15 protein-coding genes and 1 pseudogene are annotated in these 22,161 nt (G+C 49.5%); 11 read left to right on the top strand and 5 right to left on the bottom strand.

Translation table 11 applies throughout. The features are described 5' to 3' along the window. Positions 1-17 precede the first annotated feature (17 nt). From M0L20_RS22990 to M0L20_RS22980, 3 genes are all read right to left on the bottom strand, one after another. A complete protein-coding gene (locus M0L20_RS22990) occupies positions 18-3,164 on the bottom strand; it encodes a SusC/RagA family TonB-linked outer membrane protein (protein ID WP_248479333.1) in 3,147 nt (1,048 codons plus the stop codon). Between the two features lie 69 nt (positions 3,165-3,233). Next, positions 3,234-4,661, bottom strand: coding sequence for a sugar porter family MFS transporter (locus tag M0L20_RS22985; protein ID WP_248479331.1), 1,428 nt, complete (start codon positions 4,659-4,661; stop codon positions 3,234-3,236). 179 nt (positions 4,662-4,840) lie between these two features. Further along, the gene (locus M0L20_RS22980; protein WP_262924001.1) at positions 4,841-5,575 is read right to left on the bottom strand and encodes a GntR family transcriptional regulator; all 735 of its coding nucleotides are present in this window, start codon (positions 5,573-5,575) and stop codon (positions 4,841-4,843) included. A 640-nt stretch (positions 5,576-6,215) separates the two neighbouring features. On the opposite strand from M0L20_RS22980, the gene M0L20_RS22975 reads away from it, so the two are divergent. The 6 genes from M0L20_RS22975 to M0L20_RS22950 all read left to right on the top strand — a co-directional run bounded on the left by M0L20_RS22975 (position 6,216) and on the right by M0L20_RS22950 (position 11,821). Further along, a complete protein-coding gene (locus M0L20_RS22975; protein ID WP_248479329.1) occupies positions 6,216-6,779 on the top strand; it encodes a fasciclin domain-containing protein in 564 nt (187 codons plus the stop codon). Between the two features lie 136 nt (positions 6,780-6,915). Then, positions 6,916-8,247 (top strand): DUF2254 domain-containing protein, encoded by a 1,332-nt coding sequence (locus tag M0L20_RS22970; RefSeq protein WP_248479327.1) that lies wholly within the window; start codon positions 6,916-6,918, stop codon positions 8,245-8,247. Between the two features lie 438 nt (positions 8,248-8,685). After that, entirely contained in the window at positions 8,686-9,249 is a 564-nt protein-coding gene (locus tag M0L20_RS22965; RefSeq protein WP_248479325.1) for a hypothetical protein, read from the top strand. A gap of 426 nt (positions 9,250-9,675) precedes the next feature. Next, the gene (locus M0L20_RS22960) at positions 9,676-10,077 is read left to right on the top strand and encodes a hypothetical protein (RefSeq protein ID WP_248479324.1); all 402 of its coding nucleotides are present in this window, start codon (positions 9,676-9,678) and stop codon (positions 10,075-10,077) included. Positions 10,078-10,400: 323 nt separating this feature from the next. After that, positions 10,401-11,327 (top strand): CHAD domain-containing protein, encoded by a 927-nt coding sequence (locus M0L20_RS22955; protein WP_248479323.1) that lies wholly within the window; start codon positions 10,401-10,403, stop codon positions 11,325-11,327. A 26-nt stretch (positions 11,328-11,353) separates the two neighbouring features. Continuing rightward, positions 11,354-11,821: a CYTH domain-containing protein gene (locus tag M0L20_RS22950; RefSeq protein ID WP_248479322.1), complete on the top strand. Its 468-nt coding sequence runs from the start codon at positions 11,354-11,356 to the stop codon at positions 11,819-11,821. A gap of 299 nt (positions 11,822-12,120) precedes the next feature. On the opposite strand, the gene M0L20_RS22945 is transcribed toward M0L20_RS22950, so the two are convergent. Then, positions 12,121-12,336 (bottom strand): tyrosine-protein phosphatase, encoded by a 216-nt coding sequence (locus M0L20_RS22945; protein WP_262924000.1) that lies wholly within the window; start codon positions 12,334-12,336, stop codon positions 12,121-12,123. A 193-nt stretch (positions 12,337-12,529) separates the two neighbouring features. On the opposite strand from M0L20_RS22945, the gene M0L20_RS22940 reads away from it, so the two are divergent. From M0L20_RS22940 to M0L20_RS22925, 4 genes and pseudogenes are all read left to right on the top strand, one after another. Next, a complete protein-coding gene (locus M0L20_RS22940; RefSeq protein WP_248479320.1) occupies positions 12,530-13,156 on the top strand; it encodes an RNA polymerase sigma factor in 627 nt (208 codons plus the stop codon). A gap of 39 nt (positions 13,157-13,195) precedes the next feature. Beyond that, the gene (locus M0L20_RS22935) at positions 13,196-14,209 is read left to right on the top strand and encodes a FecR family protein (protein ID WP_248479318.1); all 1,014 of its coding nucleotides are present in this window, start codon (positions 13,196-13,198) and stop codon (positions 14,207-14,209) included. Between the two features lie 34 nt (positions 14,210-14,243). After that, positions 14,244-17,609 (top strand): annotated as a pseudogene (locus M0L20_RS22930) (TonB-dependent receptor). Between the two features lie 12 nt (positions 17,610-17,621). Then, a complete protein-coding gene (locus M0L20_RS22925; protein WP_248479317.1) occupies positions 17,622-19,139 on the top strand; it encodes a RagB/SusD family nutrient uptake outer membrane protein in 1,518 nt (505 codons plus the stop codon). Positions 19,140-19,401: 262 nt separating this feature from the next. On the opposite strand, the gene M0L20_RS22920 is transcribed toward M0L20_RS22925, so the two are convergent. After that, positions 19,402-20,400: an SGNH/GDSL hydrolase family protein gene (locus M0L20_RS22920; protein ID WP_248479316.1), complete on the bottom strand. Its 999-nt coding sequence runs from the start codon at positions 20,398-20,400 to the stop codon at positions 19,402-19,404. 392 nt (positions 20,401-20,792) lie between these two features. Here M0L20_RS22920 and M0L20_RS22915 point away from each other — a divergent pair, with 392 nt between their 5' ends. Beyond that, positions 20,793-21,656, top strand: a complete 864-nt coding sequence (locus M0L20_RS22915; RefSeq protein WP_248479315.1) for a UbiA prenyltransferase family protein — start codon at positions 20,793-20,795, stop codon at positions 21,654-21,656. Positions 21,657-22,161 lie beyond the last annotated feature (505 nt).

Genomic DNA, 22,161 nt, shown 5'->3' with positions numbered 1-22,161 from the left:
TAGTTGTTAGGTAAGGGTTATAGGCTGAGATCGAGACCGAACCCGTAAAAAATGGGCAAAGGATAATTGCGGCCGCTGTTTGACGACGCATTCAAGTTGAGGTTGTTGTTGAACTCAGACGTTTCGGGATCGATAAACTTAAGCTGCGTAAGCGTCAGCAAGTTCTGGCCAATCAGGGATACCCGCAGGCGCTGAACCCCGAATTTCTGGGTTACGGCAGCCGGGATGGTGTAACCGACCTGCACGTTCCGCAACCGGGCGTATGCGCCACTGTACCGATAGACGTCTGATCCAAACCGCCAGTTGTTGGTGTTGGAAGGTGAGCCGATAGCCGCCAGCCGGGGGTAGCGCGCATTCTGATTTGTGGGCGTCCAGAAATCCGTCTGGTGTTCATACATGGTTGCCCCGTAATTGTAGTGGAATGGCTCGACGGTTTCGCCCCGCAGCATCACATCGCGCTTGCCTACGCCCTGGATGAACAGATTCAGATCGAAGCCTTTTACCGCGAGTCGGTAGGTGAAGCCGAACGTGTAGCGCGGGAATGGGTTGCCCAGCACAATTTTGTCGCTGTCGTCAATCTTGCCATCCCCATTGAAGTCCGTAAATTTCAGATCACCCGGCCCAACCGTAACGCCGTCTGGTTTCGGTGAGTTATCGACATCCGCCTGATTCTGGAAGAAACCGTTGGTCTTGTATCCCCAGTACTGCGTGATGGGCTGGCCCACTTTCCGGATAAAGCCGAACGCATCGACGTTTGAAATTTGCTGCTCGGAGCCATAGGTTAGGGCAAGTAGGGTATTCTTGTTGTCGGCTAAATTGACGCTGAAACTTTGCTTAACGGCTTTCGTATTCAGGTTATAGGTTGCACTAACTTCCCAACCGGTGTTTTTAACTTTCGCTACGTTGTAATCCGGAAAGCCGGCGCCAAATAAAAGCGGAATGTCCTGGCGGCTGTACAAAATATCGCTGGTTACCTTGTTGAAGTAATCGAGAGAAAGCGACAGCTTGTTTTGAAAAAAGCTCGCATCGGTACCGACGTTCAGAATGGCCGATTTTTCCCAGGTCAGATCCGGATTTCCCAAGCCAAAGCCCGCTCCACCGACTACGGTGTTATTGAAACCGTATGCGTTGGCATAATTAAAATAGTTCGTCTGGTATTGGTAGGCATTCACGTTTTGATTACCAACCAGACCATACGAAGCCCGCACTTTCAGATTGGTCACGGTATTTTTGACCGATTCCATGAACGATTCTTCGGTCAGCAGCCAGGAGCCAGACAGCGACGGGAAGAAGCCCCACCGCCGGTTCGCAGCAAACTTAGACGATCCATCCTGCCGGAAGTTACCTTCTAGAAAGTAACGGTCTTTGAACGAGTAGTTCACCCGGCCAAACACGGAACTAATGCGCGTCTCCGTCGTGCTGGGGTACGTATTAGGATTGGTGTTGGAATTGCTATTGAACGAGTTTACCGGGTCAATGATTGTTCCGGTTGTTGGCGTACCCAGGGCCGGATCGGTCAGCGTTTTCTGCAACTGGAAGCCGTTGGATCGGTAATGTTCATCGGAAGCACCCAGCAAGACTTTGATGCTGTGGGCACCGAAGCGCTTGGTGTAATCCGCGAATAACTGCGTGTTCAGCAACGAATTTTTGAAACTGTTGTCATACACGGTCCGGTCGTTTCCGTACACTCCCGATGGGTAGTTGTTGACCTGTAACCGACGGAAAAAGGCGTTATTGGCATTCTGCGTACCCCCGAAAATACCCGTTAGTTTCAGGTCTTTAGTGATGCTTAATTCGGCGTTCAGATTACCGAAGAACTGGTCGTTGTCGGATAGATAGGAGCCACCTTGCTCTAGTACACTTTTCACATTGTACTGCGAAGCCACCGGGTTGGTCAGGTAATTGCCAGCCGCATCCTGAAAGCTGTAGTTCAGCGGTACCCGATCCGCATCGGCAAAAATGACCCAGTCGGTATTGCTGTGCGACTTATTGCTCGATTTGACGTAGTTCAGAATCGTATTCACGCGTAGTTTGCCGATAACCGAAAGCTGATTCAACCGCAGGTTGTATTTTTTGTAACCGTACGATGGCCCGACGAAATTGCTGCGCTGATCCTGGAGTCCGGCTGAGATCAGGTAACTGCTGTTTGCTCCTCCACCGGTAATCGAAATATTGTGTAATTGTTGTGGCGCATTTTGCAAAATTGACTGACGCTCCCAGTCGCCATTACCCTGAGCTTTCAGCGCCTGGATGTCGTCCGGCGTGTAGATGGGTGGCAGCCCCGAATTAATCAGGGACATGTTTTTGTAGTACGCATTATCCCAGGCGCTTACTTTGTGTAATCCGACATAAGGTGCTTGAATTCCGTAACTTCCGTTGTACGTAATCGTGGCTTTCTGGTTTAGTTTTCCGCCTTTGGTCGTGATGAGAAGGACACCGTTAGCCGAGCGTGAGCCGTAAATCGCGGCTGAACCCGCATCTTTCAGGACGGATACGCTCGCGATATCGTTGGGGTTAAGAAGGTTAATGTCTCCGCCAATAATACCGTCAATGACAATCAGGGGTGTGTTGTCACCCAGCGTACCCAGACCCCGAATGTTGATATTGACCCCACTACCCGGACTGAAATTTGTCTGCTGGATAATCAGGTTTGGCGACTCGCCCTGCAACGCCTGGAGTACGTTTGTCACCGGCTTGCCTTCAATACTCTGGGATTTGATCTGGTCCACCGCGCCGGTCACCGACAGTTTATCCTGCCGACCGTAGCCAACCACCACTACCTCATCGAGCGACTGGCCACTATCCGCCGTTAGCGTTACGTTAATGGTTCGATCCTGCCCAATAACGAGGGTCTTCTTGGTGTAGCCGATGTAGGAGAAGGCGAGGCTGCGTCCCACGTAATTGTCCGGCAGCGATAACCGGTATTTGCCATTTTCGTCGGTAGTGGTCCCAATCGTAGTGCCCACTACACTTACTGTTGCGCCCGGTAAAGGCTTCTGCTGCTCGTCCAGTACCTGGCCCGTTAGTTCGATGTTGAGCGCGGCAAAGGCCGATGAACTGGCTAAAAGACCGTAATTCAGCAGAAAAAGTAGCAATCCGAGAAGCTGCCGCTGCTTGCCTGACCAGGTTGTTAAGGGCATTCGATGATGTATTGGAATGTTCATACGGGGTTTGTTGGTTTAGGAAAACTCAGTGAATCTTAGGATACACACGAAAAGAGTAAGGTTTAGGAATTATAAATGGGTAGTTCGGTCTGAGCGATACGTGTCTTTCCAGTACGCTTCGATTGCTTCTAGGGAGTAGCCTTTGGTTTCGGGAATCAGTTTCCAGGTAATCCACAAGGCGGGGGAGCAGCACAGTGCAAACAGCCAGAAGGTCCCGGCAGAACCGACCTCCTCAAGCAAAAAGGGCGTTAGCTGACCGACCAGGAAATTACCGACCCAGAGCGACAGGGTAGCCAGCGCCATTGCTTTGCCTCGGATAGCATTGGGAAATATTTCGCTGACAACGACCCAGCACACAGGCCCGAACGAAAACGCAAAGCAGGCAATGAAGGCTAGAATGAAAAGCAATATCCACGGCCCAGAGGTAACGCCCATCTGAAAGAGCAAGCCGATAATTAGTAGTGACAGTACCGCCCCACCGACGCCCACATACAGCAAGGGTTTGCGACCCCATTTGTCGATGGTGAAAATCGCGACGAACGTGAAAGCCACATTGACCAGCCCGATGGTAACCTGTCCACCCAATGCGTTATTGAGCGTAAAACCGGCCTGTTCCAGAATGCGCGGACCGTAGTAAATCACGGCGTTGATGCCGCACACCTGCGATAGAAACGGCAGCAGCAAGCCGATCCACAAAGCCCGGCGGTAAGTAGGTGTAAAGACTTCGCTCAGATTGCTTTCTCCTTCGTCACCCGTTGCGTTGAACGCTTCAATCTCATTTTGGGCAGAAACGGGACCGTCTATACGAGTCAGGATTTCCCGCGCTTTTTGCTCCTGCCCGCGCAGTAACAACCAACGGGGTGATTCGGGCACGACCAATAAGGCTAGTAAGAAAACACCCGCTGGTAAGGCACCTAAACCCAACATACCCCGCCAGACCTGCGTCGAGAAAATAGGCTGGAGAGTTTCGTTTTCGAACGTATCGGTGGTGTGACTAGCTAGGTAAGCATTCGAGAAATAAGCCAGTACGATACCCACGGTCAGAGCCAGTTGGTAGAGCGACACCATTGTTCCCCGGTAGCGGGGGGGCGCAAACTCCGAGATATACAGCGGAGAAACCATCGAGGCCACGCCAATGCCTAAGCCCCCTACCAGCCGAAAAGCGATCAGCGTGGTAAACGTTGTTGAAAACATACACCCAATAGCAGACGCCAGAAACAAAACCGCCGAGATAATCTGGACCAGTTTGCGTCCGTAGGTGTCGCTAAGTTTTCCTGAAACGCTGACGCCGACGATGCAACCCAGCAGGGCACAACTCACAAACCAGCCTTCCTGCAGTGCATCAAGCGCAAAATCGTTTTTAACCAGACTGACGGTCCCTGAAATGACGGCAGTGTCGAAACCGAACAGGAAACCACCCAGCGCAGCCACCAGACAAACCAGGTACAGGTACGATTTATTAACCTTGTTTGTCGGTTGATTCGTTAAGGCAATCATGATTAAGGGTGGTAAAGGGTTTAGGATGATTCCTCTTATTCACTTGAATTAAGGACTTTCAAAGTGGACAAAGTTTTCGAATGTCCATATGTATAGACATATCAATATCGACAACTATAAACTGATACTAATCAAACGACTAGCACAAGACAATTAGGCAATAAGCTGGTTTGTACAAATTACTTGCGGGCTATATCGATGGCATACGTAAAGCGATCAGCCCGATAATAGCCAATATTGTATTCAACAGGTCGGTCACCTGGGTCGCAGACAATCCGTTTCCGCAATAGAATAGGATCACCTGGTAGCGTGTGCAATACGGCAGCCAGTTGTTCATCGGCCAGCGTAGCGCTGATTTCTTCTTTCGACAGCACGACTACGGTGTGATAATCACGCTCCAGCATTTCGTAAAGCGGTTTGGAAAAGTCCTCGTTTCCCGTCAACCCCACTCGCGGGTGGAAATACGAGATAAAAGAAACAATGGGGCCGGCATCCAGCCCTCTCAGGCGCTCAAGCTTTAGTACTCTCGTGTCGGTATTGATCCCAAACACCTCCGCAATGTCCTGGTCGGCCAGGGTCCAGCTCGTCTTGATTTCGTAGTTCTGGAAGTCAACACCCTTATCGTGCATCTCGAGCGTAAAACTCGACCAGCTGTTCAGCTTGGTAGTGATCCGGTTCTTGGCGACCTTGGTACCTACGCCCTTTTTGCGTATTAACAATTGCTCGTGCACAAGCTTGTTAATCGCCTGTCTGACTGTATTTCGGGCAATGCCGAGTCGCTTCGCTAAGTCAACTTCATTCGGAAAAAGTTTACCTTGCTGGTATTCTTCACTATCAATCAAATCTCGCATAATAGTTTCCACTTGAAGATGAAGCGGAACAGAGCTGCTGTGATCAATAGTAAACAAATGCATTTGCTTGTCTAAATGTCTATACATACTATACTGCAAAGATTAATTGATATTTTTATACTAGCAACTATTAGTTGTATTTTTTCAAAAAGGAATTAGGTTCAACCTATACGAATTATAGATAAAGGCTCTAAATCAAGTAGTTGAATTGTTTTTTATAAACTAATAGAAAATCCATCCAACTGACTATTTTCTTGATCTTTTAACAAATCTTTATCGAGTTTATAGGCGACTAGAGACTGATTTGGCTGGTTTGCAGCCCGGCAGCGTTTTCACCGAGCGCAGGGTGGTTTAGAGACTTGTAGGTGAATGGAGGGCAGTAAGTAGTTTGGGGAACGTGCAGACCACCCAGTTGATGGCCAGCTTGGCAGAATCAATGCCACTTGCATAGTCAATGTGTATCATAGAACTTCCTACGTGGGAGGGTCAACACTCACATTACTATTCAAAAGGCCACAGGTCGCTTCACAAGGGTTCTGCTAACTCGCATTGCTGTCGCACTGGCGATCCAGTCGAGTCCGGGCTCTGGATCAGCTGGCTTCAAGAAAGGCTTCGATAGATTGGGGATAACCTTTCAGGTGTATCCAGCGTTAAAAACGTAACCGGTAGGCCAATTTTCCTTTTAATTTTTCAACAGATCCTTATGAACTTAAGTCATCAATTCATCTTGAGACTTTCCAGCATCATTTGCCTGGCTATAGCTGAACCCGCCATTGCTCAGAACAATCCCAGCCTAAAAGCCAGTGGTATACAGACCGGTACTGATCTGGGACTCAGCGCGGCTAAATCGACCGAACATACGACGCTGCTTCAGTTGCTGAAAGCCTCCGGTTTACTAAAGCAGGCTCATGGAAAAGGACCCTTCACGGTGTTTGCACCTACGAACGCGGCATTTTCTGAACTTCCGGATGGTGAACTAAACGAACTGCTGTTACCGTCGAGCAAAACCAGACTTATTCAGTTTCTGGCCTATCATGTCGTGAAAGGCCGACTGACATCGGATCAATTGAGAGACGGCCAGAGCTTAACGAATCTAAGCGGACAAATCCTAGTGGTGCATAAACAGGGTAATGATATAACTATCAAAGATGGCCGGGGTACGGTGGCGGAGGTCATTCAGGGCGATATTCGGGCTACCAACGGCGTGGTATACTCGATCAATCGGGTGTTGCAGCGAGTTGTCAACAAAGGACCCATTGTTCGTTAGCTACTTGATAACCTAGTCTTGCTTTTAGATCGAAAGCTATTCTTTCAAGCAGTACGTCCCCTTTTGGGTCGGTAACTAGGCCTAACAACGATTTGACCACTGGCCGGTTTGACTCCTGAGCTTTATTTTTCTATCAATGACTACCCACCTTCGCCAGTATTGGCAGCAACTGCGTGAATCCCTTTGGTTTGTACCCGGCTTACTGGTACTAGCTTCCTTTGGAATGGCCTATGGTTTAGTAGAGTTTGATGCGCATACGAGCTGGCACGGCGAGAAGCAATTTCCACTGCTATTTGGTTCGGGGGCTGAAGGAGCCAGAGCAATGCTGGGTGCCATTGCGGGTTCTATGCTGACGGTGGCTACGCTATCCTTTTCCCTAACCTTATCGACCATTTCGCAGGTCAGTAACCAGTATTCTCCGCGCGTGTTGCGGAACTTCATGAGCGATAAGGTCAATCAGGTGGTGATGGGCTATTTTGTGGGTGTGTTCGCCTACTGTCTGATCGTGTTAGGAACCATTCGCGGCACTGACGAAATCAAATTTGTACCCGCTACGGCCGTGTTAGTAGGCTTGTTCCTGGCACTAGGTGGCGTAGCGGCCCTAATCTTTTTTATTCACCACATTGCCGAGTCGATCCAGACAGGTACAATTGTGCAGCATACATTTCACGAGACCCAAAAAGCTATTGCCCATTTTTTTCCAGATCAGTTTGGCGAACCCATTGATGATCCTCAGCAGTCCGAAGCGGCTCTGCGTTACGTCGAAGAGCAGACGGGCTGGTATCCGGTTAAGGCTGGGCAGGTGGGCTATTTACAGTTGATCAATACCGACGGACTACTAAAATGGGCCACTCAGCATCGGGTGGTGCTCCGTATCGAAAAAGAAATGGGCGCTTTTATGAGCGAAGGCACTGTACTTTTTTTGGTGCGTAGTGATATGGAACGACCTAAAGCCGAAAAAGCGGACTGGCCAGATGATTTGTTGGACTACGTTAGCATTGGGCGGCATCGTAACATCGAACAGGATGTAGCGTTTGGTATTCAGCAGTTATTGGACATTTCGTTAAAAGCACTCTCCCCCGGTATCAATGACACGACCACGGCCATCATGGCGGTTGATTACCTGGGGGCTGTCTGCGAGCAACTGGCCCGTCGCGAGTTTCCCGCCCGATTGCGTTCCGATGGAAAGCATTTACGGGTGCTGGTGCGGAGGGCCGACTTTGCCGATTACATTCGACTGGCTTTCGATTTACCTCTTATAAATGCGAAGGATGACCATGCCGTATTGAGACGATTGCTGGTAGCGCTGGCGACGGTCAATGAAGCCGTATGCTCGGCTGACCGTAAACCCGTTCTGCGTGAGCTGGCTGACCGGTTGGTCCAGTACGCTGACCAGATGCTAAAGACTGATTACGAAAAACGTCAGGTACAAGAGTTGTACAACGATTTGATGAAAACCTGGTCCTAAATCGGGTAACCGCATTAACCTTAGTCTATTACTCGATTGTACTAGATTTAGACTCTTTTTCAAGAGTCGCACGTTGTATAGTTTATCGTTAAAAAGAACCTCCTGAATTGACATGCGCAGAACTTGTTTTTATTTTTCTAAAGCGCTGTCATACCCTTACCGTTTTTACTGAAATACTCAATTTCCGGTAATTCTCGACCTCATGGGCTGGATGGTATCGACGTAGTTATGTGATACCCTAACAAATGTTTAGCCACTTGATCACTCTAACCAAATTCTAAGGTTTCGTTAAGCCTTATCTAAGTTGGTCGGTGTTTAATAAGCCATAAGCCGTTCGACTAATAGCAACTATGGCTTGACTAAATACTTGTGACAGGTGAGTGATTCGATACCGGTCGATCGATAGCCGGTGAAACCACGACCACAACTACGACGATTATGAACACAGAGCAACAGACAAAACATGAAACAAGAACAACCGGAAGCAGTTCCAGGCAGCTGCTTATTCTTTACGGTGTAATAGCCCTGTTAGTACTCGGTGGAGGGTATTTACTTTACAAAAATGTACAAACGACCCGCCAGTTTGCACGCGAGCGTGACGACTTTCGGTCTGCTGTTCAAAACAATCAGGTGACAACAGACCGCCAGCAGCTTCTGTTCGGCATGAAAACGTTTGTTTGGGCTGTGCGGAACGCAATGCTGCAAAACAAACCGGGCGAGATCAATGAGTATTTCAATACGCTGGTTAAAGACCGGGGTGTTCAGGAGGTGCTGCTGGTTGATCCGGAGGGAAAAGTAACAATCTCGACGAACAAGAAAAATCAGGGAATTGCATTCACCAGCCGCTTCCCAGGCTATCTGCTACAGCAGCAGGACGTGTATTTCAACAACAAAAAGCCGTATGAACTGTCGGCGCCAGTGACCAGTCCTGACAAACGCCTGGGAACACTGGTCATGTTTTACAAACCCGCTACTCTACTGCCGAACTCCCCAACCAACTGATAAGCTAACCGCTTGAGCGTAACGATATGCTTATTGGTTGGACTATTCTCTAACCGCCACGGGTCAATACGCCACCCTCCACCATCAACGAAACACTAACCTTCTGAAGTACCGTTCGCAATTTTATGAAGGACATAACTTCCGGCTTACCTTAGATCCTTATGGGTATGTTGGTGTTTCTGCTGTTTTGCTGCTGATGAACGGACAAGATTATCAGCAAACTGGAAGCTGGTCTAAAAATTACATCCCTAGCTATCGGATTTGCCTTCGAGAGTCTTTTAGAGAATTTTTCGCCGGTCTCCTGATCTTGTGGCGTTGCCCCTTCAACGTTGGTAATCAAGTTCGAGTGTCGGTTCAAGGTAAGTAATACGTGCTAAACTCGGCCAAAAACCCATTAAATAAATGTATCACAAACACCTCAACGAGATGAAAACAATTAATCGAATCGCAGCAGGACTATGCATTGCCTTCATGCTCAACGCCTGTACCCCCAAAATGAGTTTTGTAACGTCGACTGTCGTTCCAGCAGCCAACGGAACAATAAACGTAAAGAAAGATAAAAACAGCAATTACACCCTCGCGGTAGACGTACGGAATCTGGCCGAACCTAAAAACCTGACGCCATCGAAAGGAACATACTTGGTCTGGATGAAACAGAATGACAACTCAGTAAAAAAACTAGGTCAGCTGAGTCCGTCCGGCAAAGACCTCTCGGCAACCTTAAACGCGACGGCCGTCGTAAAACCTGAGGCCGTTTTTATTACCGCCGAAGACAACGCGGAGATCCTGTATCCAGCCGGTCAAACCATTCTTACGACCAAGAAATAAGGAGGCCGCCCAGCGCCCTGCAAGATCGATTCGCAGAAGCCCAAGCAGAGTTGGTCGTGAACTATAAGTTGACGGCCAATCCTGCATAATTAACTAATAATCTATTGCAAGAAAACGCATGGCTGCCAGTCTTATAATCTGCGTCTGGTCAAGCTAGCTGCCATTTCTTATTTGTAGTGAACGTGTTACGCACTAGTCATTACAGACAATTGCAAACGCACACCCAGCTGATTCAAAACGCGGGCTTACTCACGTATTCGTTTTAAAATCCATGCAGGCGTTTCCAGCGTTATCATCCAAAAGTGGATTTAAACGATTACAACATGGCCTACGCCTTTGAACAAGAGCAATCGATCGTTCAGAACGTCAATCGCATTCTTGAGGAAGAAATAACGAAAGCGCTGGACCTCCTGGAAAAGCCAGACCAAGTCACTCCGGAGACGATTCATACGATTCGAAAACGAATAAAAAAGATCAGAGCGCTTCTTCGGTTAGTTCGGCGTGAATTGAAAGAAAAAGACTTTAAGCGGCAGAACAGCTTCTACCGATCGATCGGTCATCAGTTATCTCCGTTAAGGGATGCCACGGTCATGATTAAAACCTTAGAAAAACTCCGCCAGGCTCAGCCATCGATTATGTCAACTCGGGTATTTAATGGCTTTCGTAGCACTTTGGTCAAGCAACAGGACCGGACAACCCGCGATTTTTTTGAAGATTCAATTCAGATTACACAAGTGACCAACGCCTTTCAGCAGTCTTCTCAGCGCGTAGAGGGCCTTCCTAAACACCGTAACGGTTTTCGGATAATAGCCCCTAACCTTGAAGAAATTTACCGCAAAGCCCGTAAAGCGTTGCAAATAGCTGTCCAACAGCCGAGTATTGACCATTTGCATGAATTACGCAAAGAAGTAAAAACGCTCTGGTATCACACCCGGCTGCTACAGCCGATCTGGCCAAGTCTTTTCAAGGCGTATGAGCACGAGTTTGATCGTCTGGGAGAATTGCTAGGCGATGACCATGACCTTGGGGTGTTAGCGCAGTTGATAGAATCAGACCCGCTTTTGTTACCCGGTAAACCGAAGAAGGAAGCCGTGCTAAAAGGGATTCAGGAGCAACGGTATCAGTTGCAGGAGCAGATCTACCCCTTGGCCAACCGACTCCTGGCCGAAAAGCCGAGTGCGTTTGTGCGAAGGTTCCAGTTGCACTGGAAGCTATGGCATAAGGAAGCCAGTCAGAAAATTGGTAAGTAGTTTTTTAACGTAGTCAACCACAAATCATGGGTGTTGAAATCGAACGAAAGTATCTGGTCAAAGGCGATGATTGGAAAAAGCAGGGAACGGGTCAGCTGTATCAACAAGGTTATCTGAGCACGCATCCAGATCGGACTGTGCGCGTTCGTACGGTGGGGAATGAAGGCTATCTGACGATAAAAGGGATAACAGCGGGTGCGAGTCGGTCAGAATACGAATACGGTATTCCTTATGCCGACGCCCAATCGATGCTTGATCAACTGTGCCAACGTCCTCTTATTCAGAAGGTCCGCTACCGGATCACTTATGAAGGACTCGTTTGGGAAATCGATGAGTTTCAAGGAGAAAACCAGGGTCTGGTGGTTGCCGAGGTCGAACTAACGGACGAACATCAGACGATAGCCCTGCCAGACTGGGTTGGGAAAGAAGTAACAGCCGAAGAAAAATACTACAACGCTAACTTGATCAAGCATCCCTATTCACAATGGGACTAACCCTTTTAGTGAGTACTAGGTGTTACGTGTTTTCCATTCACCAAGTTTAACGTGTATGGCTCGTTTACGTTGACGTATTCAACTCAGGCAATTTCTATAACCAGGTTATACTTTGGATCGGGGAAAGCCGTATTATCGTAAGCTCTCCCCGACTCTAGGTATGGAAAAACGGGCAGATGCGGCTGGTGGGTATAGATTCAGGGAGTTTTTTTGTCTAACCGAACTAGTCAGAATGACTCTTACCAAAGCTCTGTTTTCCATAGGTTTGAGCCAATCCTGCAACAAGACACTAAGCACGATTATTGAAGAAATGTAGACCGTAGCGTCATTATTTTCTGCGGTGTCAACTCCATATCCTGCGTGAGAAATTTGTCCATCGAACCGTACTGCTTGTCAATGGCGGCAACGGCATTTTGCAGATAAGCCGGATTGGCACCCAGCATACTTTTGATAGTTTTCTCATCTATACCTGCTTTTTCATGGCTTCGATTACCTCCTTCCGATTTCCTTTCCAGTGATCTTTTGTAGCCGTATAATCGCTAAAAAAAAGTATTTCGCTTAAGTAAAAATACAATCTATAAATAGTGCAATGTTTTTTATACGATCAGAAAGCGCTACATTATGAATCTATTAAGAATGTGCTTTTGTCTACCTCGCCCCATAGCGTCGTACTACCTTTGCGTACTATTCAATCATTTGTGTTGACACGTGTATACAGGACCATTTAGCAAAGAGCAGGAAGCGGACTTCATACAATGTCTTCAGCGAGGCAGCACGGAGGCTTTTGAGCAATTGTTCAATGGCTACAAACGCCCTGTTTTTTTCTTTATCCAGAAGTTTCTTAAGTCCGACGCAGAAGCCGAGGAGATCCTGCACGACGTATTTTTAACGGTCTGGCAACAGCGGCAACAACTCGACCCGTCTATTGGTATTGGTGGTTATCTGCATACGCTGGCCCGCAATCAGGTCCTTAATCAGATCAAGCAACGGGCTACTGCTCAAAAGCTGAACCAGGAATGGGGTCGGCGTACGGATGCGCACAGCCACACGGTAGAAGATCAATACATCACCGTCGAATACGAACAGATGGCGCACAACGTCATTGCACAGCTCCCACCCCGTCGGCAGGAAGTTTTTCAGCTGTGTACAGTGGAAGGTAAAAGCTACGATGAGGTGGGTCGGCAGCTTGGTATTTCCCGCGATGCAGTGAAAGACCATATGGTTCACGCACGCCGGTTTCTGAATCATTTTCTCCGTCGGTACGCTGATCTGACGCTGCTGGGATTACCCGTCGGCGCAGCGCTGCTAAAATTTTTTCTAACCGAACTACCCTAATCCGTTCGGCAGCTGTATTGTAGGCAAATAGCCCTACCATTGGCCGATTCAAACGATAAAGAATTACTCCGGCGATACCTGGCCGATCAGTGCTCCGCTTCCGAACGGGAACAGCTCGAAGCTTGGCTAACCACGCCCGATGGGTTGGCGCTGATGCAGGAACTGATCGACGAAGAGTCACTCCCTGCCCCCACCGATCTACCAGCGGAAACAACATCGGAACGAGCGTTACAAAGCCGGGTTTGGGGCCGCTTGCAGGACGCTATCGATGCAGAACAGCGTCAATCGGCTCGAATCATCCCGTTCCGCCGGTACTGGTCTTACGCCGTTGCGGCTGCCTTAGCAGGGCTTGGTTTGTTCTGGTTCTGGCCAGCCACCCGCACTCCGACAGAGCCGGTCGCTTTTCGTCAGGTCGTTACGCCCGCCGGGCAGAAAGCGCGGGTCAAGCTACCCGACGGCACGGAAGTCTGGCTCAACGCGCAGAGTCGTTTGCGCTACGCCAGTACGTTTAGTCATACTGCTCAGCGTGTGGTCGAGCTGGAAGGCGAGGCTTATTTCGACGTAGCCCACGACAAACAGCACCCGTTTATTGTCCGTAGCGGGACCCTGACCACTCGTGTGCTGGGTACCCAGTTCAACGTGCGGGCCTATGCCGATGATCCCGATGTAGAGGTCGCCGTGGTGAGCGGAAACGTTCGGGTGATGGACGACCAGCGCGATTCGGTCAATTTGCTGCCCAACCAAAAAAGCCATTACGACCGTCATACCCATACACTTGACCAACAAACGATTACCGATGCAACTGATTATCGGGCCTGGACAAACGACCGACTCATTCTCGACAATGTAACGATTGCCGAAGCCGTCCGCCTACTGAATCGCCGGTTTGCTGTTCAGATTCAGGTTCCTCAGGAAAAACTAAGACACTGCCAGATTACTACCCGTTTTGAAAAGCCGTCACTGCCAGACGTACTAACCGTACTCTGTTCCTACCTCAACGCTACGTATCAGCATCGAGGGTCCCGCATTACCATTACCAGAAAAGGTTGCTAGTTCTTTACAATCACTCACCCATTTGTTTCTCTTTATGAAAAAACTGTATCTATCCCCCCGCCAGGTTGGGCAGCATCTGCTGTTGGCTGGCTTTCTGGCGGCCCAGTGGCCCTGCGCGTCGCAGGCTGGCCCTACTAAACCCGATCAGGTCGTTACGGTGCAACTCACCAATGTAACCCTTCGGCAGGCCATCCAGCAGCTTGAAGCCCAAACGGGTAAAACGTTTGTCTACGGCCCGTCGCTCCCACTAAATCAGCGCGTTACGGTTCGGGCGGGCAAACAGAAATTAGGTGATGTCTTGACGGATCTGCTACGTCCCTACGGCATCAGCTATGAACTGGTGAACGACCACATCGTGCTGCGTAAAGCACCCGTATCGTCAACCCCTTCATCAGCGAAAAGTCAGATCACCATTACAGGAACCGTTGCCGATCAACAGTCGGGCGAGGTGTTGCCCGGTGCGAGTATCGTCGTAAAAGGTCAGAACGTAGGCAGCGTAACGAACGCCGAAGGCAAGTTCTCGATCAGCGTACCCGACGAAAATGCGATCCTGGTTGTCTCGTACATCGGCTACGAATCTATTGAGGTAAAAGTAGGTGGTCGTTCACAAGTATCGATTACCCTGACCCAATCGGCCAAACAACTTAACGAGATGGTTGTGGTTGGCTACGGCTCCCAGCAAAAACGCGACGTATTGGGTGCGATAGCTACCGTACCAACCAAAGAAATCGGTAGCCGTAACTACAACACAGCCGCCGAAGTATTGCAGGGAACGCTGCCCGGCGTTACGGTCGTCAATGAAGGCGGTGATCCTACCGCCAACCCAACCATCAAAATTCGCGGTATTGGCTCGCTTAACGACGAAAGTCCGCTGCTCGTTGTCGATGGCGTCATTTATCCGGGAACGCTGAGTTCCATTAACCCGAACGACATTCAGTCGATCAGCGTACTGAAAGATGCGTCGGCGGCCATTTACGGAGCCAGAGCATCGGCGGGGGTAATCCTGGTCACCACGAAAAAGGGTTCGAGCGGGCAGATGCGCGTCAATGTCAACTACCAGCAGGGGATTCAGCAGGTGGCTAAAACCCTGAAACCACTCGACGCGGCTGGCTTTGCCGACGCCATGAACACGGCGACCGATAACGCCGGTCTACCCCGGATCGCGGCTTTTGATCCGGCTAAAAACCCCACCGCCCGCACCACGAAAACGGACTGGATGAACGAGATTTTCCAGACGGGAAAGATCTATAACGTTGATGCGTCGGTCAGTGGTGGCACCGAGAAATCGACGTTTTTCCTATCGGGCGGATATCGCAAAAACGAAGGGATTCTGCTGAATACGTATTCGGATCGCTACACCATCCGGCTAAACTCGTCGCACCAGCTTTCCAAGCGAGTCAAAATCGGTGAAAATCTGGCGTATAACGTCAATAACGGACAATCGGGTAATACGAACAGCGCGTACACGGGCGCGATTCTGACGTCGATTTTTTATCCGCCCAACGCAACGATCTATCGGGAAGATGGCTCGGGTAAATTTGGCGGTGTACCGTCTGATTTTGCCGGTTCGTACGGCGACCTGATCAACCCCGTTGCGTATCTGAAACGACTCGATAACCGCAATCCGGTCAGCAACCTGTTTGTCAATCCGTATCTGGAATGGCAAATCATCGACGGGCTGACCTTCCGCAGCAACTGGGGCATCACGCAGATCAAGAATAGCAAAAAGCAGTTCAACGTCCGCATTACCGAGCCCGGCAAAATCTTTGATTTCAACGAACTGTATCAAAGTGACTATGCCTAGAATGACCTGCTCAATGAACAGACGCTGATGTACAAGCGCGCGTTTGGCAAGCACAATTTCGACGCCCTGCTCGGTTATACATTCCAGAAAACCAAGATTGAATCGTTTGGCGTACGGGGCACGGGTTTCGATAACGAAGATCCTTCGCAGCGCTACCTGACCAACGCCAAGCAGGTTTTCTACGATGCCAATAATACCTACGTCGTGGAGCGCGGTCTGGAATCGTACGTTGGCCGGCTTAACTACAGCTATAACGACAAATACCTGCTGTCGGCCATCGTTCGTCGCGATGGTACGTCGAAGCTTTTGAGTGCCAACCGCTGGGAGTGGTATCCGTCTTTATCGGCAGGCTGGCAGATTGGCGACGAAGCTTTCCTGAAAAATGTGAGCTGGCTGACCAACCTGAAACTGCGGGCTAGCTGGGGACGCATCGGTAACCTGGCCGGGCTGGGCGATTACGCGTATTCGGTTCCGCTTAGCCAGACAATGGCTCTGCTAGGTTCCGATCCGACCATCAATTTTGGGTTTGCCGAACGGGCGCTGTCGAACTCGAACCTGCGCTGGGAAACGTCTACTCAAACCAACATCGGTCTTGATTTTGGCTTGCTGCGGAATCAGTTCGTCGGTACCATCGATGTCTTCTCGAAGAAAAACAACAACATGCTGTTCCAGGAGCAGTTGCCGGGCGTAGCGGGTGCCCCTAGTGGCCGGACCATCAACGCGGGCTCAACCGAAAACCGGGGTATCGAACTGGGCCTGACCTACCAGCGGAATTTTGGCGGGGTGAAGTTCGACGTAACGGCTAACGTATCGTTCCTCAAAAACGAAGTAACGGCTCTGCCGGCTGGTCAGACGCTTCAACCGACTGGCTCGACCGTACGCAGCCTGCCTAACTCCAACTTCCACATGGTTGGCCAACCGTTTGGCGCTTTCTACGGCTACCAGACTAACGGCCTGTTCCAGAGCGACGAAGAAGCCAGTGCGTACGTCAATGCCAGTGGCACCCGTTACCAGACGAATGCGAAAGCCGGTGATTTCCGGTTTGTTGATACCAACGGCGATGGCAAAATTGATGACAACGACCGGGTGGTACTGGGCAGCATTCTTCCCACCAAAACGTTCAGTCTGAACAGCAACGTGGGCTACAAAGGCTTTGACCTGAACGTATTCTTTCAGGGATCGGCGGGTAACAAAGTTTTCAATTCCGTGAAAAATCTGGCGCTGAATCCGGGGGCTTACCCAGGGTACAACATGCTTGCCGAGATAACCAACGCCTGGAGTCCGACCAATACCGGCGGCACGATTCCACGGCTACGGGCGGGTTCTGACCCGAACAACAACTTTGGTCGGATTTCGGATTTCTACCTGGAGGACGGCAGCTACCTGCGCCTGAAAAGCCTGACCATCGGTTACACGCTTCCACGTACGTTCACCAAAGTGGTCGGCGCCCGGATTTACCTGACCGGTCAGAATCTATTCACAGTCACCAAGTACTCGGGTATGGACCCCGAAGTGGGTATCAGCAGCTTTGGTCTCGATGTAGCGAAGTATCCGCTGGCCCGCGTGTACATGATTGGTGCAAATATTTCTTTCTAACGACGAGCTATCATGAAAAAAATAAACAAACTCTTTCTGCTCGCCCTTTGCGGTCTGACGTTTGGCTGCAACAGTCAACTGGATCTTGAACCACAGGGAGCCCCGACCACAGGCAATTTCTGGAAAACGGAAAGCGATGCCGTCGCTGGCGTCAACAGCATTTACGAACTCTACAGCGACGACGACATGTATGGCCGGGGTTTCTTCTGGCTCAACAATGCCAGCGATGACATCGGTACCAAACCCCGCGCCAACGCCGAACGGATCAAAAACTTTCAGGTCGATGGCAACGAGTCCGATACGCGGTCGATCTGGGGAAAACACTACCAGGTGATGAAACGAGCCAACGACGTGATCCGTAACGTTCCGGCCATCTCGATGACCGAGTCAATCAAAAACCGCATTCTGGGTGAGGCTTATTTCAACCATGCCGTGATGCACCTGGAACTGGCGTATCGCTACGGTGACGACCGGGCCGGTATTCCAATTCAGGACCGCTCAAACCCCGAAAACATTTACGTGTCTCGGGCCAAGAACGTAGCTGAGAACTACGCGTACATCGCCGAAGACCTTAAGAAAGCGGCTGATCTGTTGCCTTACTTCTCCAGCTATTCGGCAGAAAACTACGGTCGGGCGCACAAAACGGCGGCCTTGGCGTATCTGGTCCGTACGTATCTGTACGCAAAAGACTGGGCCAACGCCGAAAAGTACGCCGATATGGTGATCAGCAGCGGCAAACATAGCCTGCTGACCAACTACGAAGACGTGTTCAAAACAGCGAACAACTGGTCGTCAGAGTACATCTGGTCGGTTACGTCGAGCGCAAAAGATACGCGGGTTGGCTGTATCTTTCCGGGCGTTTGTCTGGAAGATAAAGGCTGGGGACTCTACAATGGCTGGGGCAACTTCTATCCGACGAAAGAGCTGTACGATGCGTTCCAGACGGGCGATAAACGTCGGGAAGTAACGATCCTCAAAACGGGTGATAAGTTTATGTTCTTTGGGCAGGAGCGCACGTTCAACGTCGGTGCTTTCACGGTCAGTTCCAGCAACCGGACCGGCTATCAGTTCCGCAAATACATGGAGCCGTATAGTTACGCGAACCCCATCGGTTCGACCATCAACCCGAACGGCGACAAACCATCGACCTCGCTGAACGTACCACTGCTGCGCTACGCAGACGTTCTGCTGATGAAAGCCGAAGCCAAACTGATGCAGGGCAAAAACGCGGATACCGAAATCAACCAGATTCGCACGCGTGCTGGTCTAGCCGCCATCAGCGGAGCGACGATAACAGACTTGAAACGGGAGCGTCGTTGTGAGTTCGGTGGCGAGTGGACCGACCGCCATTTCGATCTGGTTCGCTGGGGGGATGCGCAGACCGTGTACGCCCAACCGCTGCACCATGCCGATGGCCGGGTGATCTACCCCGCCCGCACGTTTAACCCCCAGGTGATGAACGTCTGGCCGATTCCGCCAACAGAAATTCAAAACAGCAAAGGTTCACTAACCCAGAACCAGGGCTGGTAATCCAGTACGTTCAACTAGAAGATGCCCTGCCGAACGCTGTTTGGTAGGGCATCTTTTTTGCCTATAAGATTTACTACACTTCTACTTTTGACAATCAAGATTCGAAACCATTTGGCAAACAGCATTTGTGATGAAAACCGATACCAGTCGAAGCGGTTTCAGCAAAGCCATGCGCCGGATAGTTCGATTTTAGCATATTGGGGAAGCCGGTGTGTATTCACAGGTTCCTGAATCAGCATCAGACCTCACGCAAGAACGTCTGTTAACGAATAAGTTTTTTAAAAAAGGGCTCCAACTCCTGGGCTAGAATGGCGTGATCGTCTACATTAGGGTGTCCGGCACAACCACGGGCCTGCATGGGTTGGAAGAAATGAAGCGCTAAGGGTTTGTCAGCGGGCGTCATAGCGTCCATGCTATTCTTTACGGCCAGCAGGCAGTTTTGCAATGTCTCTCTATTTTTCCCGTTAATCATCGGACTGCTCAGCAACGCAATTTGAGCCTTGGGATACTTGGCTTTGACCAGCTGAACAAATTTAACGTAACTGTTTACATAGCGAGCGCTATCGAAGGGTAGTCTTTCCTTCTTGCCATCTCCTTTGCTAAAATCGTTGGTCCCCAAGGCAATACTCACAACCTGGGGCGTAAAGGCAGCAAAGTTCCAGCGTTGTGGATTTGCCGCCTGGAAATCTACTTTCTCGTACACATCCGGCATAGTAGGGCCGTCACTGTTCCAATTTCGGTAAACACCGATACCACTGACACTGCTCAGGACAAAATTAGCACCTAACGCACGGGCCACACGGGGGCCATAAGCCAGGTAAGCGTTGTGCTGATCATGGTATTGTCCACTTCCACAGGCTACTTCCGAAGGGTCGGCAGCTGCCCCACAGGTGATGCTATTGCCAATAAATTCGATAAGGGGTCCGTTGCGCTGCTGCAACGCAACGAGCTGGTTCCCCACAATCTTCTGAATAAATATTGGCCCCGTATGGGCTTCGGTAGCTTTATAGAGCCACACAGTATGTTTTCCTGCCGTGGGCGCTGTCAGGCTAATCGGTATTGTTGAATTGCCAACTACTTTTATACGCTTTTGATACACGCCGTCCAGCTCGTATTGTAAGTAATTATGGCCGTTTGCCGATGGAATAGAGGCAACTATCTGGCAGCTTTTACCCTCGAAACTAAAGCCAACGTGCATAGCCGAGCTAATCATTTCCAGCCCCTGATCCTGCCTTAAAACAAACCTTCCGTAGGGTGTCAAGGCTGATGCCGGTAAAGCGTCAACGCTTGTTGTCTGCCTTTTCGAGGAGACGCAGTTTAAACAGAAGACACTATAGGCAAATACAAGGAAAAGAGTCGAAAATTTCATGTATCAGGAAAACGTCTATAAGGCTCAACCACAGCAGCGCCCGTCAAATTTCCTGCAAAAAAATTGCATTTTTGCACCCGTAGCCCGGTTTTCTGTTTCAGTATAGTGCGTGTTTGGCGAGGACAGGTTGACTTATTGGTTGTTGCGTCTACCGATGGTTTATGTATCCATCCTCTTGAGCAGAACGAAAACGATTTGTCCCGGTTAAAACACGTGAGGTTCTCCGGTCGGGCTTCGGGTGCAGGCAAACGGGTAGCTGAAGCCTGTACCATCACAAAATAACAATGGTTGAGCAAGCTCGTCGGTTAGGAAAATCCCTGCTGGAATTCATTTTGTTTAGCAATGGCTACATTGCCTTGTGTGCCGTGGTCATGTGTCAGGCAACGGCCATCCTGTTTCAACGGGAGTTACCTGCTTTTTTCCTGCCTTTTATTTTCGTCGCAACCGTAAGCAGCTACAGCTTACACTGGTATCTGACGCCCACTACGCTCGATTCAACAGAACGCAACCAATGGAACAGGCGTCATAAGTTGCTGCTGATCGGTATTGGAATTGGGTCTGCCTTGGTAGCGCTAGTCCTTTTCACTCAATTGGTGAGCTATTACCGTTACTTTATTCCGATTGTCGTAGCTACCCTCCTATACACAGCCCCCAAAATTGACCGTGTTCCGTTTCGGTATTTACGCCGAGTTGCCATTCTAAAAACGGCTTACCTGGCTCTGGTCTGGACACTTGTAACGGGGGTTTTACCAATCGTGCTCACAGGCCCTGGCTGGAATATGGCTTTAACGGTCTGGGCGATAAATCGATTTTTGTTTCTGTATAGCATTTGTTTCTGGTTTGACTACCGGGATCGAGTCGCGGATCGTCGGTCAAGATGGCTTACCATCGTCTCCATGATGAACCCAAAGCGGGCCGCGACTGTGTTTTATGGCATTGCCAGCTGTTTCGCTTTGACGTTGATTCTGTTATTACAGCACGGCATGTCATTCCCTAAGGTGATAGCGCTGAGTTTACCTATGTGTTTCCTAGCTGGTTCCGTTCCTTACATACCACACTGGTCCTCCGACTACTGGTATTACGTTTATTTAGATGGATTGCTGCTCTTATCAGGATTGACGCTACTAGCTGCGGAATCCTTTGTTTGACAGTACACTCTTTTCTATACCCCTTCCGGCAAGCTTCACTGCATCAAAAACAACATTGTGGAGTTTACAACAACCCTAACAAACCCTTTTTTGTGAGTCAAATCAACCATCTATATTCTCACTTAGGCGAGTTTGTCAAATAGTTAACTATCAGCGATTTAGGTATTTTTCGAATTTGACAGCTTGCTGCACATTAGCCGGAGTCGGTTTATAAGCCATAAAACTGAGTTCAATACTTATTATTTATACGTAGTCATAAACCTGTTATTTTTTAATCAGGAGAATGACGTGAGGAAGCTATTTTAAGCTCAATACTACTCTGGAATGAATCATCGAATAATTAGGCAAAGAAGCACCTTGATTATCCAATATGCTATTCGATCGATTGTCCTTAATAGTCATCATTTGGCACGTATCATATAGTTATCCGATGTCTTTGAATCAGTGTAGGTTATAAGTTTGCTCCACTTGTTCAAACTGACAATCTTTATAGACTGATAGACTC

Source organism: Spirosoma liriopis (assembly GCF_023196085.1).
Lineage (GTDB): Bacteria > Bacteroidota > Bacteroidia > Cytophagales > Spirosomataceae > Spirosoma > Spirosoma oryzicola.
The sequence above is the reverse complement of the archived record's forward strand: the minus strand, read 5'-3'. Positions and strand labels throughout refer to the sequence as shown.

Excerpts from the sequence above, each read along its gene's own strand:
- M0L20_RS22990 (WP_248479333.1), bottom strand. The coding sequence starts at position 3,164 with ATGAACATTCCAATACATCATCGAATGCCCTTAACAACCTGGTCAGGC.
- M0L20_RS22985 (WP_248479331.1), bottom strand. The coding sequence starts at position 4,661 with ATGATTGCCTTAACGAATCAACCGACAAACAAGGTTAATAAATCGTAC.
- M0L20_RS22980 (WP_262924001.1), bottom strand. The coding sequence starts at position 5,575 with ATGCATTTGTTTACTATTGATCACAGCAGCTCTGTTCCGCTTCATCTT.
- M0L20_RS22975 (WP_248479329.1), top strand. The coding sequence starts at position 6,216 with ATGAACTTAAGTCATCAATTCATCTTGAGACTTTCCAGCATCATTTGC.
- M0L20_RS22970 (WP_248479327.1), top strand. The coding sequence starts at position 6,916 with ATGACTACCCACCTTCGCCAGTATTGGCAGCAACTGCGTGAATCCCTT.
- M0L20_RS22965 (WP_248479325.1), top strand. The coding sequence starts at position 8,686 with ATGAACACAGAGCAACAGACAAAACATGAAACAAGAACAACCGGAAGC.
- M0L20_RS22960 (WP_248479324.1), top strand. The coding sequence starts at position 9,676 with ATGAAAACAATTAATCGAATCGCAGCAGGACTATGCATTGCCTTCATG.
- M0L20_RS22955 (WP_248479323.1), top strand. The coding sequence starts at position 10,401 with ATGGCCTACGCCTTTGAACAAGAGCAATCGATCGTTCAGAACGTCAAT.
- M0L20_RS22950 (WP_248479322.1), top strand. The coding sequence starts at position 11,354 with ATGGGTGTTGAAATCGAACGAAAGTATCTGGTCAAAGGCGATGATTGG.
- M0L20_RS22925 (WP_248479317.1), top strand. The coding sequence starts at position 17,622 with ATGAAAAAAATAAACAAACTCTTTCTGCTCGCCCTTTGCGGTCTGACG.
- M0L20_RS22915 (WP_248479315.1), top strand. The coding sequence starts at position 20,793 with ATGGTTGAGCAAGCTCGTCGGTTAGGAAAATCCCTGCTGGAATTCATT.